This window comes from Bradyrhizobium sp. MI1.7 (genome assembly GCF_055811795.1).
Map to the genome: position 1 here is coordinate 152,790 of NZ_JBVVPO010000004.1, position 16,984 is coordinate 169,773.

The following is a 16,984-nucleotide window of genomic DNA, read 5'->3' on the forward strand; positions in this document are numbered from 1 at the left end:
CCCCCCCCCCGGGTCGGCGCCGGGGGCCCAAATTGTCCCCCCCCGGGGGTTTCTCCTGGGGGGGGGGGGGTTGGGGCCGGGCGTTGTTTTGGCCGCGCGCCCCCCCCCGGGCGCGCGTTCGCCGTTCCCTATCCCTCGTATTGATCCGGCCCCATCGCCCAGAGCGAATGGTCGTGGCCGAACGCGTAATTGCGGTTGTTGATCGCCGGATTGCGATTGACCATCGGCCCCATGAACATCGGATGGGTTGCGCTGCGGACCTCGTGCTCGACCGTGAAGAGATGCCTGCCGCTGTCGAGATCGACGATGTCGCAGAAGCGGTACTGGTATTGATTGTCCTCACGCGAGATCAGGTCGCGCGCCAGCAGTTTGCGGTAGGGGCCGGAGAAGTCGGTGATGTACATCTGCACATGGTGGCCGTCGTAGTCGCCCTGCGGCCGATCGGTCTCGCGGAATAACAGATGCTGGTCGCGGCCGGTCCTCACGGCGGCGATCTGGCCGTCGCCGTTTCGCAAGCTTGCGGGCATGCCCATGATCTCGGGGTAGAAGGCGCAAATCGCCTTCGTGGTGCCTTCCGGCACGTCGAACTCGACATAGGGAATGCCGAGCGCGATGCGCCCGAAGCGCGCAGCGTCCGGTTCGTAGCAGCGCAGTCGGTTGCCCCACGGACAGGTCGCCTCGACATGATCGTTGTGCTCGGCGAACGCGAACGTCGTGCCCTCGAGCTTCTTCGCGACCGACGCGAGCCGCGCCAGCAGCGCCTCGCGGCCCTCGATGACCAGCCCGACATGGCCGCGCAGCACCTGCGGCCTGCCGCTCGGCAGGTGAAACTGGCTCCGTCCGGCATTGATCCACATGTTGGTGTCGGACACCATCAGGTAGGGATCGCGGGTCAGTCCAAGCCCGGTCACGTAGAACAGCGTGGCGAGGCGCTGGTCGGGGACCTGGATGTTGACGTGCTCGAAATGGATCGCGTTGCCGAGATCTTCTGCGGATCGATCGAATTGTTGCGGCATGGATGTGCTCTGGCTGGGGGACGGACGGGGCAATACTAGAGCAGAATTTCCGCCAGCCGAAACAGTCAGGCGATCACATCTTGGGGGCAGGGGCATGATGTCCTCTGCCGCCTTGCCGTGGCGGCCAGTCCCTGTAATCTGGCGAGAACATATGAATATGGGAAGGGATCGATGGGAGGAGTTTTGGAGGGCGTGCGCGTCCTCGATTTCGGGCGCTATATCGCGGGGCCCTATTGCGCGACCTTGCTGGCCGAATTCGGCGCCGAGGTCATCCGCGTGGAAAAGCGCGACGGCAGCGAGGACCGCTTCGTGGCGCCGGTCGGCGAGGGCGGCGAAGGCGCGCTGTTTCTTCAGGTCAACCGCAACAAGAAGTGCATCACCCTCGATCCGATGAAGCCGGAGGGGCAGGAGGTGATGCGCCGCCTGATCGCGACCGCGGACGTCGTCGTCGCCAATCTGCCGCCGCAGACCCTGCGCGCGATGAAGCTCGACTACGACTCCTTGAAGGCGATCAAGCCCGACATCATCCTGACGACCGCCACCGCGTTCGGCGGGCCGGGGCCATGGTCCGACCGCGTCGGCTTCGACGGTGTCGGCCAAGTCATGTCGGGCTCGGTGTACATGACCGGTGCCGGCGACCCGCCATATCGGGCCGCGGTGAATTGGGTCGATTTCGGCACCGCGCTGCATTGCGCGTTCGGGACCCTCGCAGCCCTGATCGAGCGCGGCAAATCCGGACGCGGCCAGATCGTCGAGGGCGCGCTGCTCGCCACCGCGCTGTCCTTCACCAATGCCACGCTGATCGAGCAGGCGGTCATCAACGTCAACCGTGTTCCGACCGGCAATCTCGGCCAGACCGCAGCGCCGGCCGACATCTATCGCACCAGGGACGGCTGGGTGCTGTGCCAGGTCACGGGGCATCCGCTGTTCAAACGCTGGGCGAAGCTGATGGGTGAGGAGGAGCAGTGGCTGAACGATCCGCGCTTTGCCGACGATATCAGCCGCGGTAACAACGGCCCCGTCATCAGCGCGCGGATGGCGCGCTGGTGCGCCGAGCGCACCACGCAGGAGGCGGTCGATATGCTGGGCAAGGCCATGATTCCGACCGGGCCCGTCCTCAGCCCGCAACAGGCGCTGGACCATCCGCATATTCGCGCCGCTGGCTTCATGCAGGAGGTCGAATATCCCGGCCTGCCGAAACGCGCTCCCGTCGCCCGCGCTGCCGTCCGACTGTCGGAAACGCCCGGCGAGATCGCATCGCGTCCGCCGATGCTCGGCGAGCATACCGACCTCGTCCTGACGGAGCTTGGCTACGACGTGGCTGCGATCGCGACGCTTCGGCAGGGCGGGATCGTCTAGGAAGCGCGCGCGCCTCACGCCAGGAGATTTTCATTGAGGACTCCAGTGGTCGTCAATACCATGGCAAGGTATTGATCGATCAAGCGTTCGACCGACGTGGCGGGGATGGTGGCAGGTTCAAAGAGAGCGCGTGGAGGCAGCGGCCGCGTCAAGCTCGAGGAGGTCGCCCGCAAGGCCAATGTCTCGACCGCGACCGTCTCGCGCGCCTTCAACGAACCCGACAAGGTTTCCGAAGAGGTCAGGCAGCGGGTCAAGGACGCCGCACGCGCGCTGAACTGGATTCCCAATGCTGCCGGACGGGCGCTGGCCTCGCGCCGGACGCATATTGCCGGCGCCATCATTCCCACCCTGGACGATGAAATCTTCGCCCACCAGATCGGCGGCATGCAGACCGTCTTCAGCGAACGCGGCTTCACGCTGTTCCTCGGCTGCTCGAACTACGATCCGGACGAGGGCTTGCGGCAGGCCGAAGCGATGCTTGCGCGCGGCGTGGAAGCAATTGCCGTGGTCGGTGAAAATCATCCCCCCGAGCTTTTTGATGCGCTCAACTCGCGCGGCATTCCCTATGTGGTGACGTACTCCTACAACAAGCTGTCACCGCATCCGTGCATCGGCTTTGACAATCGCGCCGCGTTCAGCCGCATGACGGAGCATCTGCTGTCGCTCGGCCATCGCCGGTTTGCCGCCATCTTCCAGCCCGACACCAACAACGACCGCGTCAAGGACAGGCTTCGCGGCGTCAGCGAAGCGCTCGCGGCCGCGGGTTTGGAAATTGCCGCGCAGGATCTGATGATGGGTCCCTCGACGCTGGAGTTCGGGGCGGCCAGCTTTGCCGGATTGATGACGCAAGCCGTCGACGTTCGGCCGACCGCGATCGTTTGCGGCAACGACAATCTGGCGCTCGGTGCGTTGATGGCTGCGCGGGAATGCGGCCTGGACGCGCCCGGGGATTTTTCGATCACCGGCTTCGATGATCTTGCGATTTCATCGCGCTTTTCTCCGGGGCTTACGACGATGAAGGTCGACAATCAGGAGATCGGCGTCCTCGCGGCCAACGAGCTTCTCGCCGTGATCGCGGGCCGGCAAGCGCAGGCGCAGTCCCGCGAAGTCGTGCCCGTCCTGAAAATCCGCGACAGCGCAGGTCACGCCAGGGGCGCCTGATCCCGCAGAGAGCGGTCGTCTCTTCGATAGCGCGCATATCGTCCCGCCAAGAGGGCTGCTTCCCTCTCAAAGGGCTGCTTGACTCCTCATATGTAAGCGCTTACATAACTGCGTTTTAAACGCCATGAGAGCAACCGGCGGGCCCCTCGCCGGATGAGACGGAGAGGAAACGACAATGCGGAATAGCGTTTTGCGGTGGGCCAGAAACTGTTCGATGGCGGTTTCGCTGGTCTTGCCGATGATGGGAACGGCGAGCCCCGCGGCCGCCGAGGAGAAGCTCGTCGTCTGGTGGAACAAGGGCTACTACAAGGCCGAGGAAGACGCGCTGCTCGCCGTCATCAAGAAGTTCGAGGCCAAGACCGGGGTCAAGGTCGAGCTGTCGCAATATGCGACGCAGGACATGATGCCGAAGCTGGTGGCGGCGCTCGATGCCGGCAGTCCGCCCGACGTGACCTATGCGGACACCTACCATTTCCAGGGCGCCGGCAAGTGGGCCTCCGAGGGCAAGCTGGTCGATCTCGGCTCCGTGCTCGCGCCGATCAAGGGCGAGTTCTCTCCGCAGTCGCTCGAAACGGTCATGCTGTACAACGACAAGACCAAGGCGAAGGCCTATTACGCCTTCCCGCTGAAGCAGGCGACGCTGCATCTGCATTATTGGAAGGACATGCTGGAGGAGGGAGGTCTCAAGGAGACCGACATCCCGAAGGACTGGAAGGGCTATTGGTCGTTCTGGTGTGACAAGGCGCAACCGGCGGTGCGCAAGGCGTCCGGCAAGCGCATCTACGGCGTCGGCCATCCGATGGGTGTCGACGCCACCGACAGCTTCATCTCGTTCCTGGTGTTCATGGACGCCTACAACGTCGTGCTCGTCGACGACAACGGCAAGCTCCTGGTCGACGATCCCAAGGTGAAGGCGGGCCTCGTCGCCGCCATGACGGACTATGTCGAGTTCGCCGCGAAAGGCTGCACGCCGCAATCGGCGACGAGCTGGAAGGATCCCGACAACAACGTCGCCTTCCACAACAAGACGACGATCATGACGCACAATTCGACGGTTTCGCTCCCCGGCAAATGGCTCGACGACGCCGGCAACGAGACGCTCACCGCCGAGCAGCGCGACGAAGCCAAGAAGAACTATAATGACCGCATCCGCACCATGGTCTGGCCCAACAAGCCGGATGGTACGCCGGTCCACACCCGCGCCTCCGTGGTGGTCGGCCTGATCTTCGAGCAGGCCAAGAACAAGGACCGCGCCAAGGAGTTCGTCTCGTTCCTGCTGCGTGACGAGAACCTCCAGCCCTACGTCGAAGGCGCGCTCGGCCGCTGGTTCCCGGTCAAGACGGCCGCACAGAAGTCCGCCTTCTGGGACGGCGACGTTCATCGCCGCGCCGTGCGCGACCAGTTCTTCGCCGGCGTCGGCGGCTACGAGATGAGCAAGAACTACAAGTTCACCACCCTGAACAACGAGAACGTCTGGATGAAGGCCGTGAACGCCATCGTCACCAACAAGGTGCCGGTCGACAAGGCCGTCGACGACATGATCGCGCGCATTAAGGAAGTAGCCGGCAACTGACCGCCAGCCCGAACAGCTACGCTCACGCGTTGCAAGACGCGTGAGCGGCAGGCTCCTGCCTGTCACCGAATTCAACGTCTTGGGAGCCGATTTGTGACCGCAACCATCAAGGGCATCATTCCGGTGATGCTGACGCCGTTCACTGAAGCCGACGCGATCGACTATGCGGGCCTCGAAAACCTCGTCGAATGGTACATCGCCAATGGCGCGGATGCGCTGTTCGCCGTGGCCCAGTCGAGCGAGATGCAGTTTTTGAGCCTGGAGGAGCGCGTCGCGCTGGCGCGCTTCGTCGTGCGGCAGGCGGCGGGCCGGGTGCCCGTCATCGCGTCAGGCCACGTCAGTGAATCCCGCGACGATCAAGTGACCGAGCTGACCTCCATCGCCGCGACCGGCGTGGACGGACTGGTGCTGGTGACGAACCGGTTCGATCCGAAGGGGCAGGGCGGCACGGTCTTCATGGACAATCTGCGCCATCTGCTCGACGCGCTGCCCGCCGATCTTCCGCTCGGCCTCTACGAATGTCCCGCGCCGTTCCGGCGGCTCATGTCCGACGACGAGCTGGCGTTCTGCGCCGAGAGCGGGCGCTTCGCGATCCTCAAGGACGTGTCCTGCGACCTCGAGACCGTGAAGCGTCGCGTGGCGCTGACGAAAAATTCCTCGCTCGCCATCGTCAATGCCAATGCGGCGATCGCCTTCGACGCCATCAGAAGCGGATCCGCCGGCTTCACCGGCGTGTTCACGAACTTCCATCCCGATCTCTACAAATGGCTGTTGACCGACAGCGCGCGGCATCCGGCGCTGGCGGACGATCTCTCCGTCTATCTCGCGCTCGCGGCGATGGCCGAGCCGATGGGATATCCCAAGCTGGCGAAGCTGTACCATCAGAGGCTCGGCACGTTCGCCTGCGCCCACAGCCGGACCATCGATTTCGACATCCGTGAGCGCTTCTGGGCGCTCGATGCACTGCTCGACAAGATCATGCAGGGGCAGGCGAGCTTCCGCGCAAGGATCGCGGCCACGCGCTGATGGCGGCCGTTGCCATCTCGATGATGTGAGGGTAACCGCCGCGCGAGGGCTGTCCCTCGCGCAATTGCGGGTCGACCGTGATTGCGGCCGTGCGCCTAGAGCGAGCTGCCGCCGCAGATGACGAGCTGCTGTCCGGTGATGGCCGCAGCCTCCGGCGAAAGCAGGAACGCCACTGCGTGCGCGACTTCCTCCGGGCGAATGAAGCGGCCGATCGGGGGCAGTTTTGGTGCGACATTGGCGCGGGTCGGGTCTTTCAGCATCGGCGTCTCGGTTGCGGCGGGCGCAACGACGTTGACCGTGACGCCGCGCGGCGCGAGCTCGATGGCCCAGGATCGCGCGAGCGCCACCAGCGCCGCTTTGGTCGCGGCATATTGACCGCGGCCGGCCGCGCCCGAGGCGGTGCGGCTGCCGATGAGGATGATGCGTCCTCCTTTCGGCAAGCGCGGCGCCAGCGCGTTGGCGAGACGCTCGGCGACATCGACATGCAGTCGCCACATCGCGGTGCCGTCGTCATGGTCGAGCGATCCGAGCTCGCCGACCTTGAGCATGCCGGCCGCGTGAACCAGTGCGGTCGGCGCGATGCCTGCGACGGCGTTCGCAATGTTATCGACCTCTCCGAGATCGAGCGAGAGGTGATCGAAGGCCGGATGGTTGAATGGCGCGGGACGGCGGCTGATGCCGGTGACGCGCCAGCCATCGCGCAGCAGCCGTTCGACGATCGCAGCGCCGATCCCTGAGCTGGCGCCCGTGACGAGCGCGTGCGGGCTCTTGTCCATGCTCTCAGTCCCGGATGGCGCGTTTCACCCATGGCTCGGTCACGCGCACATATTTGATCGCGCGGCGATGGAAGGTGAAGGCCATGTGGATCGCTCCGTCGGCGGTCTCCTTGACCGAAGGATAGGACAGTTCGCGATTGGTCTGATCGCGTGAATTGTTGGTCATGCAATAGCCGTCACCGGTCTCGACGTTGCGTTTGCTCCACGTCCGCCCGCCGTCGGCGGAGACGGCCAGCGTCATCGGCGCCCGCGGCGCGCCCCAGAACGCGGTGCGTTCATCCGTTCTTTTGCCGTCGCCGGCGAGCACGGGCGGCAAATCGTCCTCGATCTCGTCATAGAGCGAGAGGCGGCGCCCGGTCGCATCCCTGGCGCTGGAATCGTTGAAGACCAGCGCGAGATGACCGTTGCCAAGTCGCGTGACCTGGATCGAGGAGTTGTTGTTGGGCAGCACGGTCTGGACCGGCGCCGACCAGGTGCGGCCGTGATCGGTGGACCGGCTCTGATAGATGTTGTCTGCCCAGCGGCTGCGGTAAAGGGCGATCAGCGAGCCGTCGTCGAGCCGCGCGATGCACATATGCACGCAGCCGCGGCTGCCGGGGACGTCGATGTCGCGCCAGGTCGCGCCGGAATCGGACGAGATCTTCACCGCGCTGGTGTCCTCGTCGCCGTTCCATTTCCGACCCGGGGTGCTGTGGCAATAGAACACGGGCAGCAGCCAGTCGCCATTGTCGAGCACGACGATCGGCTGCCGGATGAAGGTGCCGCGGCCGCGCTGCTCGGGAAACAGCGTCTCGATCGGGCCCCAGTTCTTGCCGTTGTCGCGGGAGAGGCGGCGGCGGATCAGCGCGGTGTCCTGGTTTCCCGCCAGCTGCGCCGTCCACATCAGCCACAGCGTGCCGTCAGGTGCGGGAAACAGCACCGGGTTCTGCTCCGAACGTCCGTTGTCGTCGGACAGCTTTTCGGCGGGAGACCACTGCGTCGCGCCGCGGGGCAGGCGCGAAAAATAGACCGAGATGTCCGACATGCCCTCCTGCGTGCCGCCGAACCAGACGCAGGCCAGATCGCCGTTCGCGAGCGGCATCAGATTGGCGGCGTGGTTCTGCACGCAAGGCGAGGGAATGAAAGCGTCGGACCGGTCGGGATCGCCGGCGGCCGGGCGAACGACGCCATCGGCGGCGGTCCCGATGTCGGTGGTCACGATCCCGGTATCGATGATCATGTCGAAGTCCTTTCCATCAATGCATTTGGCTGCGGCGTCGTGGCGGCGGCCGGAGCGCGGCCCATCACCAGGCGCTCGACCGCCATCACCACCAGCGGCGTCGCGGCCGCGACATACATGTTGTCGATGCCGAAGGGGTTTCCGAGCATGTACCAGGCCGTCGTCGAGATCGCCGCGCCGATCAGGCCCGCGGTGGCGCCGCGGTTGCTGGCAAACAGCGGCAAATAGAACCCCATCATCGCGATGATAGTGATCGACAGGCGCAGCGCGCGCGTGAAGAACGACAGCTTGAGGATTTCCGGGATGAAGAAGACGAAGACCAGCGGCGCGATGCCGATCGCCACCGAGAACAGGCGGGTCATCTTCAGCTCCCGCTCCGGCGTTGGCTTCCAGTAGGGGACGTAGAAGTCGCGGACCACCAGCGAGGCGATCGCGAGCGCAACCGTGCAGACGCTGACGAAGATCGAGGCGACGAGCGAGGTCGTCACGAAAGCCGAGGCCAGCGGCGGCATCTTCTCCAAAAACACCGGCAGCGCGTAGAGGCTGTTCATGTCGGGATAGAGGAATTTCGCGGAGACGCCGATCAAGGCGAGCAGGAATCCGAGCGGCAGGCAGAACGCCGCCGCATAGAAGGTGGCCCTGCGCGCGTCATCGGCGCTCGGCGTCGATGAGATCGCCTGCACGATGAACTGGGTCGAGAAGATCGCGCCGACGGTGCCAAAGGTCCAGGCGAAGATGGTCGCAAAGCCGATCTTGCCGTCCCAGCTGAAGTAATAGGCGGGCAGCTTGGCCTGGATCGGCGCGATGCCGCCGGTCAGCGACATCGCAACCGAGAATATGATGACGATACCGACGACCTTGATGGCGCTGTGCAGGATCGTCACCCAGGCGACGCCATTCAGCCCGCCGAACACGTAGTAGAAGGTGCTGACCACGGCGATGATGCACATCGCAACAGGCATGCTGACATGCAGTGCGGTGGCGATTGCGGCCGCGCCGCTCACATAGTTGCCGACGTTCACGAGCAGCAGCGCGTAGATCATGATCACCGACACCGTGAGCATGGTCGACTTGCCGTATTTCTGCGCGATCGCCGCCGAGATGGTGTATTCGCCGGAACTGTAGAGCTTCTTCACCATCAGGAACCCGAACAGCAGGAAGCCGATCGAGGCGCCGAGCACGGCCCACCCCGCCGCTATGCCCGACTGAAACGCTTCCTGCGCCGTGCCGACGGTCGATTTGGCGCCGACGAATTCGGACATCATCAGCACGCCGACGACCACCGCCGGCATCGCGCGTGCGCCCGTCATGAACTGATCGCTGGTCCTGCTGCGCAGCCTGAACGTGAGCCAGGACGTGAAGGCGATGTAGGCGACGATCATCGCGACGATGAGCGTGCTGTCGCCATTGAGGATGGCTTGCATCGATGACGTTTCCTCTGGTGGCGCGGATGCGGTGTTGTGAGCCCGCTTGATCCCGCTGCATATTGTTCGGAATGCGAACAATTGTTCTTTAATTTCATTATTCCTGCCCGCACGTCCCGCGTCAAGCGCGCGCAGCGGTGCGGTGCTGCAACGCGCCCGGTCGGGCAGTCATCGCCGCTGCATGTTCAAAGGGTTGCAGGCCAAAGAAAAAGTGTCGGTGGGACAGTGCGGCGGGACGGTCGGCGCACGGCCGACGTCATGCGCAGGGAATCCGAGGCCCTGCCGTTCCGGGGTCAGTTCGACTTCAGCGCCACCTTGGCGACCTCGGCCATCCAGCTCGAGGCGACCGGCAAAATCGCGTCGTTGAAATCGTAGCGCGGGCCGTGCAGCTCGGCGCCGTCGCGCAATTCACCGTTGCCGATCCAGGCGAAGGCGCCGGGGCACTGCTTGAGAAAGAAGGCAAAATCCTCGCCGGCCATGCTCGGCGCGAGATCGCGTCGCACCTCGGTCTGCACCCTCTCCGCGGCGAGGCGCGCCAGGCCCGCCTCGGCCGGCGTGTTGACCACCACGCCGACGCCCATGACGATTTCGGGCGTGACCTTGACGCCGAAGGTCGTTGCAATGCCTGCGCAGACCTCTCCGATCCGCGCCAGGATGACGTCCTTCACCGCGTCGCGATGATACCGCAGCGTGCCGCCGATGGTGACGCGTCCTGCGATCTGGTTGCGCGCCGTGCCGCCTTCGAGCGTGCACAGCGAGAGCACGGCGGTGTCGAGCGGATCGATGCTGCGCGACACGACCGATTGCAGCGCCACGATCAGGTGTCCCGCCGCCATCACGGGATCGCGGGTCAGATGCGGCATGCCGGCATGTCCGGCATGGCCGTCGATGGTGATGCTGACGCGGCCGCCGGAGGCCATCACGACGCCGTCATGGACCGCGATGGTGCCGGCTGCGAGCCCCGGCCAGTTGTGGAAGCCGAACACCCGCGTCATCGGAAAGCGGTCGAACAGGCCCGCGCCGACCATCGCGCGCGCGCCGCCAAGTCCTTCCTCGGCCGGCTGGAAGATGAAGTCGACGGTGCCGCTCCAGCTGGTGTCGGCCACCAGCAGCGCGGCCGCGCCGAGCAGCGAGGCGGTGTGCCCGTCATGACCGCAGGCATGCATCACGCCTGATGTCGTCGAGGCGTAGGGCAGGCCGGTGTCCTCGGTGATCGGCAGCGCATCCATGTCGGCGCGCAGGCCGACGCGGCCCTGCGCCGACCCTCGCGTCAGCGTCGCAACCACGCCGTGGCCCCCGATGCCCGCTTCGAAGGGAATGCCGAGCTCGGTGAGCTTCTCCTGCACGAAGGCCGAGGTGGCCTTCTCGTGGAGGCCCAGTTCCGGGTGCGCATGCAGATGCCGGCGCCACTGGGTCAGTTTCTGGTGCAGCTCGGGGGGCAAGGCGGGGATCTTTCGTAAGGAGGGCCGGCTAATGCCAGCATAGCCGAATATTGAGCCGACCCGTCAAGCGCCTGCGAGTGTCTCGCGTGCAGCAACATCGTCATGGCCGGGCATAGCCGTCCGAAGGACGGCGTCGCTTCCGCTCGCCATAGCGGTCCGAAGGACGGCGTCGCTTCCGCTCGCCTATGACCCGGCCATCCACGTCTTGCTTCGGCCATGACGGATTGCCCTACGGCGAGAGCTTCGCCAGTCCCTTCCAGTCGAAGCTGATGCCATGGCCCGGCCGGTCCGGCGCCAGCGCCTTGCCGTCCGCGAGCACCAGCGGGTGCTCGATATACTTGTCCAGCCCGAAACCATGCGCTTCCAGATACGAGCGGTTCGGGCAGGCCGCGAGCAAATGCACCGTGATGTCGTGCGCGCCGTGGCTGGTGACCGGGAGATTGAACGCCTCCGCGAGCCGCGCGATCTTCATGAACGCACTCACGCCGCCGCAATTGGTGACGTCAGGCTCGGGGTAGGATACCGCGCCGGCGACGATGTAGTTCTTGAACTCCCACAGCGAGCGCAAATTCTCGCCGGCCGCGATCGGCACGCCGCCGGCCTGCATGATGCGGGCATGGCCCGCGACGTCGTCGGGGATAACAGGCTCCTCGAGCCAGGTGAGGTCGTAGGGGACGAATGCGCGGGCGGCGCGGATCGCGTCCTCCACCGTCCATTTCATGTTGGCGTCCGCCATCAGCGGAAAGCCGTCGCCGAGATGTTTGCGCATGGCCGCGACGCGCGCGACGTCGGATTTGAGATCGGGCCGGCCGACCTTCATTTTGATGGCGCAAAAGCCCTTGGCGAGATTGCCGTCGGTCTGCGCGAGCAGCGCCTCGACGGAGAGATCGAGGTCGATGCCGCCGGCATAGCAAGGCACGTGCGCATCGAAGCCGCCGAGCAGGCGGAACAGCGGCAATTTCGCGCGCCGCGCCTTCAGGTCCCACAACGCGATGTCGAGCGCGGACAGCGCCAAGACCGCCGGTCCGCCGCGCCCGCCATAATGCAGGCCCCACCAGACGTGATGCCAGATCGCCTCGGTGTCGTCGGCCTCGCGTCCCTCCACGAGCGGCGGAATCTCGCGTTTGAGGATGTCCGCAGTCGCCCCGCCATTGCGCCCGACCGTGTAGGTGTAGCCGACGCCTTCGGCGCCGTCGGCATCGCGGATGCGGCAGGTGATCAGCTCGAACGCCGCGATCTCGCCATGCGTTGAGTCCGACAGCGTGACGGGGAGGGGGATCCGGTAGAACCCGGTCTCGATTGTCGAGATGCGTGCCATGTTTCCTTCCTGCTTTTCCTTGCAGGCTAGGCCGGCAGGCATCGGCGGGCAACCGCGGGCGATGCAGGGCAGTTCTGTAGGATGGGTAGAGCGCAGCGAAACCCATCATCTTCGTGACCGCGGCGATGGGTTTCGCTGCGCTCTCCCCATCCTGCGGACGACTTCATGCGAAGAAACGACGCAGCTCCGCCGCAACGCGAATCGGGTCGCCTTCGTTGTCTGCCGCGATGTGTCCGGCGCCCTTGAATTCAACGCGCGTCGCGTTCGGCAGGATCGCGGCGAGAGCATCGAGAGCGGTGGCGAGATAGCCCTGGCTCCGATCGCCGCCAAGCAGCAGCGTTTCCGTGCTCAAGCTCCTGAAGCGGTCAAGATCGCCGGCTTTCTCCGCAATCAGCTCGATGTCGTAGTGGACTGTGGGGATGAGCGTGGCCAGAGGCGGCCCGTTGCCAACGGCCGCGTTGGGACGGAGCCGCATCATCATGGCGAAGAACGATTTAAGGACAGGCGCAGGGAGCCTTGTCATGATCTCGTTGTCGCCGGTGCCTTTGAGCACGGCAACAAGGGCGCCCGGCAGATCCCCCTTCGCCAGGGCCGCCTCATAGCCAGCGGCCCAGTAGCGCGGCTGGACCCCGCCGAATTCGAGCGGCGGCTCGTAAAGCGAGAGGCGCGCGATCGCCGGATTGGCGAGCGCGGTGTGCATGGCAACCAAGGCCCCGGCGCTCAATGCAAACACATTGCGTGCGCCCGTCTCGGCGAGAAGCCGGCCGAGATCATCGATCTCGGTCGCCATGCAGTGGTCGGGCCGGAACGGTCCGCTCAGACCTCGACCGCGCCGGTCCGGGATCAGAACGGTGAAGCGGTCGGCCAGCGCTGCGCCAAGGTCAGTAAAGCTCGCTGCGCTCTGCAGCGCGCCATGGAGCAGCACCAGTCCGGGGCCTGAGCCCAGTTGCCGATATCCAATGACGGTGCCGTCATTGGCGACAAATGATCTCTCTGAGCTCACGCGCAACGCGCCTCACCGCATCGTCGCAAGCTGCACGGCCAGCGCGCAGGCGCGATCGTATTCGTCGAGATTGATCCACTCGTCGATCGTGTGCGCTTCGTTCTGACCGGCGCCGAAGGTCACGGTGGGAACACCGTGGCGGACCATCCAGTTGGCATCCAGGCCGCCATTGGCGGTGCGGACGTTCGGGGTGCCGCCGACCGCGGACACCGCCTCGATCGCGCGCTTGATGACGGGCTGATTGTCCTTCATGCGGAACGGAAAATAGTCGGTCTCGGCCTTGAACTTGACCTTGCCGGATTTGCCTTGCGCGTTCGTCACCTTCTTGGCGGCCTTCTCGAACGCGGCCTTGTAGGCCTTGGTGATCTCCTTGAAGAATTTGCCGTCGTGGCTGCGGCTCTCGCCGCGCACATGGACGTAGTCGGTGACGACGTTGGTGGCATCGCCCGCCGGGCGGCCCTCGCCGCCGGTGACGGGGCCGACATTGCTGGTGCCTTGGCTCTTGCCCTTCACGACCTTGCCGAACCAGCCGCCGGCCTTCACGTCTGCAAGCGCGAGCGCCATGATCATGGTCGAGGAGATGCCGCGCTCGGGTGCGACGCCGGCATGCGAGGCGCGGCCGAAGATCTCGACATTCCAGCGGTCCGCGCCGACGGCGCCGATGATGACGTTGGAGGCCGAGCCGCCGTCATAGTTGAAGGCCATCGCCGGCGAGCCGAGCTCGCCCAGCTTGACGTGGCGTGCGCCGTAGAGCCCGCTCTCCTCGCGCACGCAGAACAGCAGCGTGATCGGGGGATGATCGAGCTTCTGCTTGGCGAGCTCGGCGGCCAGCGTCACCAGCACGCCGCAGCCGCAGCGGTTGTCGCCGCCGAGCGCGGTCTTGGCCTCGTTGACGATCTTGCGGCCGGATTTCTTCGGCTTGGCGCCGGCACACAGCGGCACGGTGTCCATGTGGGTCATGAACATGATGCGCGGCTGGTTGTGCAGCGCGCCGCGGCCGGGCAGGTCGACGATGAGGTTGCCGGTCTCGGTCGGCACGGGAATGCGGGTGTTGGCGTCGTCGAGCCGGATCGCCTTGGCCGGCACGCCGCTTTCCTTCAGCGCGGCGGTGAGCTCACGCCCGATCGCCGCCTCCTGTCCGGTGACGCCCTCGACGGAGAGGAAGCGCATGAGGCGGTCGGTGGCGGCTTTGGTATCGACAGGCATGAGATGGTCCTTTGATGCACGGTACGCGTCAGCATCCTTCGCTGCGCCGTGTTTCGCAAGGCCTCTCGGACAGTCCGGTGAGTTTTAGGGCGGGGCAGACCGCATCAAAGCCACGGCGGCTGCATGCGGCGGCGCGCCGAACACGACGCGCCGCCGACGCTTTCGGCACAAAAATCAGTATCGCGCGACGAGCGGGGTGAGGGCAGAATTGAATCGCCAATTCACGCCCAGCATGACGGTTTGCATGTTCTGCCGGACGGTGGCCGGGAAGAAGGGAGTAGCACATCCGGGACTGCTGGTGCAGTTCAGGGTGTAGCCGTTCGTTCCAAAGTCGAAATAATTGTATTCGGCCTTCAACGACAGGTTTGGCAGCAGCGCATATTCGAGGCCGGCGCCGACGACGAATCCCGTCACATCGCGCGACCCCTTGAAATCAACCGAGAAGGCGGCGAAATCGGTCTGCGTCATCTGATAATTGAAGCGGGCGAAGGCGGCGCCGCCCTTGGCGTAAAACAGCACGCGATCGAAGGCGTAGCCGATGCGGCCGGTCGCGGTGGCGACGCGATCGAGCTGGGTCGTCAGCAGGAAGCCGGCGGCGCCGCCCGGAATCAGTGTCGTGCTGGTGTCCTTCATGTCGGCCCAATCGAACTGGCCTTCGAGGCCGACCACCAGGGAGCCGACCTGATAGTCGCAGCCGCCCTGCACACCGGCGAGCCAGCCGCTGTTGTGATTGGCGGTGAATGCTTGCCCGACGATGGGCTGCTGCTCGTTGACCCCGCGGCCGCCGCCGCCATTGCCGCCGACATAGCAACCTGTCCAGGAGAAGGCCGGGGCCGCGGGCGCCGCCTTGTACGGCATCGACACGTCCGCCGCCATGGCCGAGGTCAACGTCGAAACGGCCAGCGCAATGGCGCTGAAAAGGGTTTTGGTGGTCATGCGAGGATCTTCCTTCAACTAACGGCAATGGCGCCTGAGGCGCATCGTGCGTGTCGGCATCGCACAGGCCAGCGACTTCATCTGGTGAGTTGTCCGACTTCGCGATCCGGTCACAATATCCGGCGAGTCATGCGGCGGCTGTAACCACCGGGTCACAGTGGAAATAACGGCCACTGCAGGTTGCGACTTTTCACAGAGGCTGGCGCGACAGGAAGAATCGGGAGCATCCCCTGCGCCACGCTGTTGTACGAGGCTGCTTCACGCAGTGCGCGTATAGGCCAGGAAGAACAGCGCGCCCAGAAGTAGCGCCGCCGCCATGAACAGCAGCACCGCCGGCAGCCCCGCGAACGCCGCCACCGCGCCCGTCATCGACTGCATCAGGGCGGCGCCAAGGAAGAAGGCGAGGTTGATCGCCGCGAGCGCCTTGCCCGCGGTTTGCGCATCGACCAGCTGCCGCGACATGCCGAACAGCAGCGGCTGGGCGGAGGTCGCAAGGCCGATGAGCACGAACAGCACGAGATCATATTGCGGCGGCATCACGGGCACGCCGAAGAGCATCGAGACCGCATAATGCGGCGCCCCCAGCGCCATCAGCGCCAGCAGCAGCGCGCCGACCATATGCGTGCCCGCCACCAGCTCGCGGCGGCGACTGAGCCTGCGGTCGATCATGCCGATGCACAGGGGACCTGCGATCATCGCCAGCGTGAACGCGCCGAGCTGGTTGCCGGCCTCGACCCGCGTCAGTCCCTTGATCTCCATCAGCCAAGGTCCGCCCCACAGGCCGCGCAGCACCAGCGAGGTCGCGAGCGACACCAGCGCCAGCGCGATCAGGCCACGCAGGGGGCGCGAGAGTCCGAGCCTGAGCACCTCGATCATCTGCGACAGCGGCGAGGACTCGTCCTTGTGCTCGGCCGGCTGCCTCGGCACCAGCAAGAACACCGCGAGCGCGACGAGGACGCCGCCGAGCGCCGAGATCCAGAACCCGGCGCGCCAGCCGTAATGATCGACCACGAAAGCGAGCGGGCTCGACGACAGCAGCATGCCGATATTGCCGATCGAGAGGATCGCGCCGGACCACAGCCCGAACCGCGCCGCCGACAATTGCTTGGCCGCCAGCGTCATCGGGCACATCAGCATGCCTGATGTCGCGATGCCGAGCATCACCTGCCCGACCGCGAAGCTTTCGGGCCCCGTCGCGAATCCCGACGCGATGGCGCCGATCACGGTTCCCATAAGCAGGCTCAGCGACACCGGCCGCACGCCGAAGCGATCCATGGCCGCGCCGACCGGAATCTGCGCGGCGGCAAAGGCAAAGGGATAGACCGAGGTGAGGCTCGCCAGCGCCTGCGGCTCGATGTGGAAATCCGCCGCCATCAGGTCGAGGCTGACGGCGGGAATCGTGCGCAGCAAGGTCGAGAGCATGTGCCCGCAGGCGAGCGCAAGCAGCGCAAAGATCAGCGCGCGGGTGCCATCTCCCGCGTTATCAGTGGCAACCGCACTCATCAGCGTCCCGTCCCGGCGAGGG

Annotated in this window: 14 protein-coding genes; 4 read left to right on the forward strand and 10 right to left on the reverse strand. The window is 65.4% G+C overall.

Annotated elements, in window-relative coordinates; all coding sequences use genetic code 11:
- Window positions 1-128: 128 nt before the first annotated feature.
- Window positions 129-1,016: a VOC family protein gene (locus AC0L3X_RS06685; protein WP_473316319.1), complete on the reverse strand. Its 888-nt coding sequence runs from the start codon at window positions 1,014-1,016 to the stop codon at window positions 129-131.
- Between the two features lie 171 nt (window positions 1,017-1,187).
- On the opposite strand from AC0L3X_RS06685, the gene AC0L3X_RS06690 reads away from it, so the two are divergent.
- The 4 genes from AC0L3X_RS06690 (at window position 1,188) to AC0L3X_RS06705 (ending at window position 6,135) form a co-directional block, all read left to right on the forward strand.
- Entirely contained in the window at window positions 1,188-2,375 is a 1,188-nt protein-coding gene (locus tag AC0L3X_RS06690) for a CaiB/BaiF CoA transferase family protein (protein WP_063984893.1), read from the forward strand.
- Window positions 2,376-2,480: 105 nt separating this feature from the next.
- Window positions 2,481-3,536, forward strand: a complete 1,056-nt coding sequence (locus AC0L3X_RS06695) for a LacI family DNA-binding transcriptional regulator (protein ID WP_063984892.1) — start codon at window positions 2,481-2,483, stop codon at window positions 3,534-3,536.
- 214 nt (window positions 3,537-3,750) lie between these two features.
- A complete protein-coding gene (locus tag AC0L3X_RS06700; RefSeq protein WP_084795242.1) occupies window positions 3,751-5,109 on the forward strand; it encodes an ABC transporter substrate-binding protein in 1,359 nt (452 codons plus the stop codon).
- A 93-nt stretch (window positions 5,110-5,202) separates the two neighbouring features.
- Window positions 5,203-6,135 (forward strand): dihydrodipicolinate synthase family protein, encoded by a 933-nt coding sequence (locus AC0L3X_RS06705; protein ID WP_084795241.1) that lies wholly within the window; start codon window positions 5,203-5,205, stop codon window positions 6,133-6,135.
- A 95-nt stretch (window positions 6,136-6,230) separates the two neighbouring features.
- Here AC0L3X_RS06705 and AC0L3X_RS06710 read toward each other — a convergent pair whose 3' ends face one another.
- The 9 genes from AC0L3X_RS06710 to AC0L3X_RS06750 all read right to left on the reverse strand — a co-directional run bounded on the left by AC0L3X_RS06710 (window position 6,231) and on the right by AC0L3X_RS06750 (window position 16,962).
- Complete coding sequence (locus AC0L3X_RS06710) at window positions 6,231-6,911, reverse strand: SDR family NAD(P)-dependent oxidoreductase (protein WP_231144385.1); 681 nt, start codon at window positions 6,909-6,911, stop codon at window positions 6,231-6,233.
- Between the two features lie 4 nt (window positions 6,912-6,915).
- Window positions 6,916-8,130, reverse strand: coding sequence for a sialidase family protein (locus tag AC0L3X_RS06715; RefSeq protein ID WP_231144386.1), 1,215 nt, complete (start codon window positions 8,128-8,130; stop codon window positions 6,916-6,918).
- Window positions 8,127-9,554, reverse strand: coding sequence for a sodium:solute symporter family protein (locus AC0L3X_RS06720; RefSeq protein WP_473316320.1), 1,428 nt, complete (start codon window positions 9,552-9,554; stop codon window positions 8,127-8,129). Before AC0L3X_RS06720 ends, AC0L3X_RS06715 begins: the two co-directional genes overlap by 4 nt.
- A 293-nt stretch (window positions 9,555-9,847) precedes the next feature.
- On the reverse strand, window positions 9,848-10,996 hold the full coding sequence (locus tag AC0L3X_RS06725; protein ID WP_231144387.1) for an amidohydrolase: 1,149 nt from the start codon (window positions 10,994-10,996) through the stop codon (window positions 9,848-9,850).
- A gap of 229 nt (window positions 10,997-11,225) precedes the next feature.
- Window positions 11,226-12,314, reverse strand: coding sequence for a mandelate racemase/muconate lactonizing enzyme family protein (locus AC0L3X_RS06730; protein WP_063986583.1), 1,089 nt, complete (start codon window positions 12,312-12,314; stop codon window positions 11,226-11,228).
- Window positions 12,315-12,477: 163 nt separating this feature from the next.
- On the reverse strand, window positions 12,478-13,239 hold the full coding sequence (locus tag AC0L3X_RS06735) for an alpha/beta fold hydrolase (RefSeq protein ID WP_283018517.1): 762 nt from the start codon (window positions 13,237-13,239) through the stop codon (window positions 12,478-12,480).
- Window positions 13,240-13,329: 90 nt separating this feature from the next.
- Window positions 13,330-14,523, reverse strand: a complete 1,194-nt coding sequence (locus AC0L3X_RS06740; RefSeq protein WP_354131730.1) for a M20/M25/M40 family metallo-hydrolase — start codon at window positions 14,521-14,523, stop codon at window positions 13,330-13,332.
- Between the two features lie 174 nt (window positions 14,524-14,697).
- Window positions 14,698-15,459 carry an outer membrane protein gene (locus AC0L3X_RS06745; RefSeq protein WP_063984885.1) on the reverse strand — a complete coding sequence of 254 codons (762 nt, stop codon included), beginning with the start codon at window positions 15,457-15,459 and terminating at the stop codon, window positions 14,698-14,700.
- Window positions 15,460-15,717: 258 nt separating this feature from the next.
- Entirely contained in the window at window positions 15,718-16,962 is a 1,245-nt protein-coding gene (locus AC0L3X_RS06750) for an MFS transporter (RefSeq protein ID WP_063984884.1), read from the reverse strand.
- Window positions 16,963-16,984: the final 22 nt, after the last annotated feature.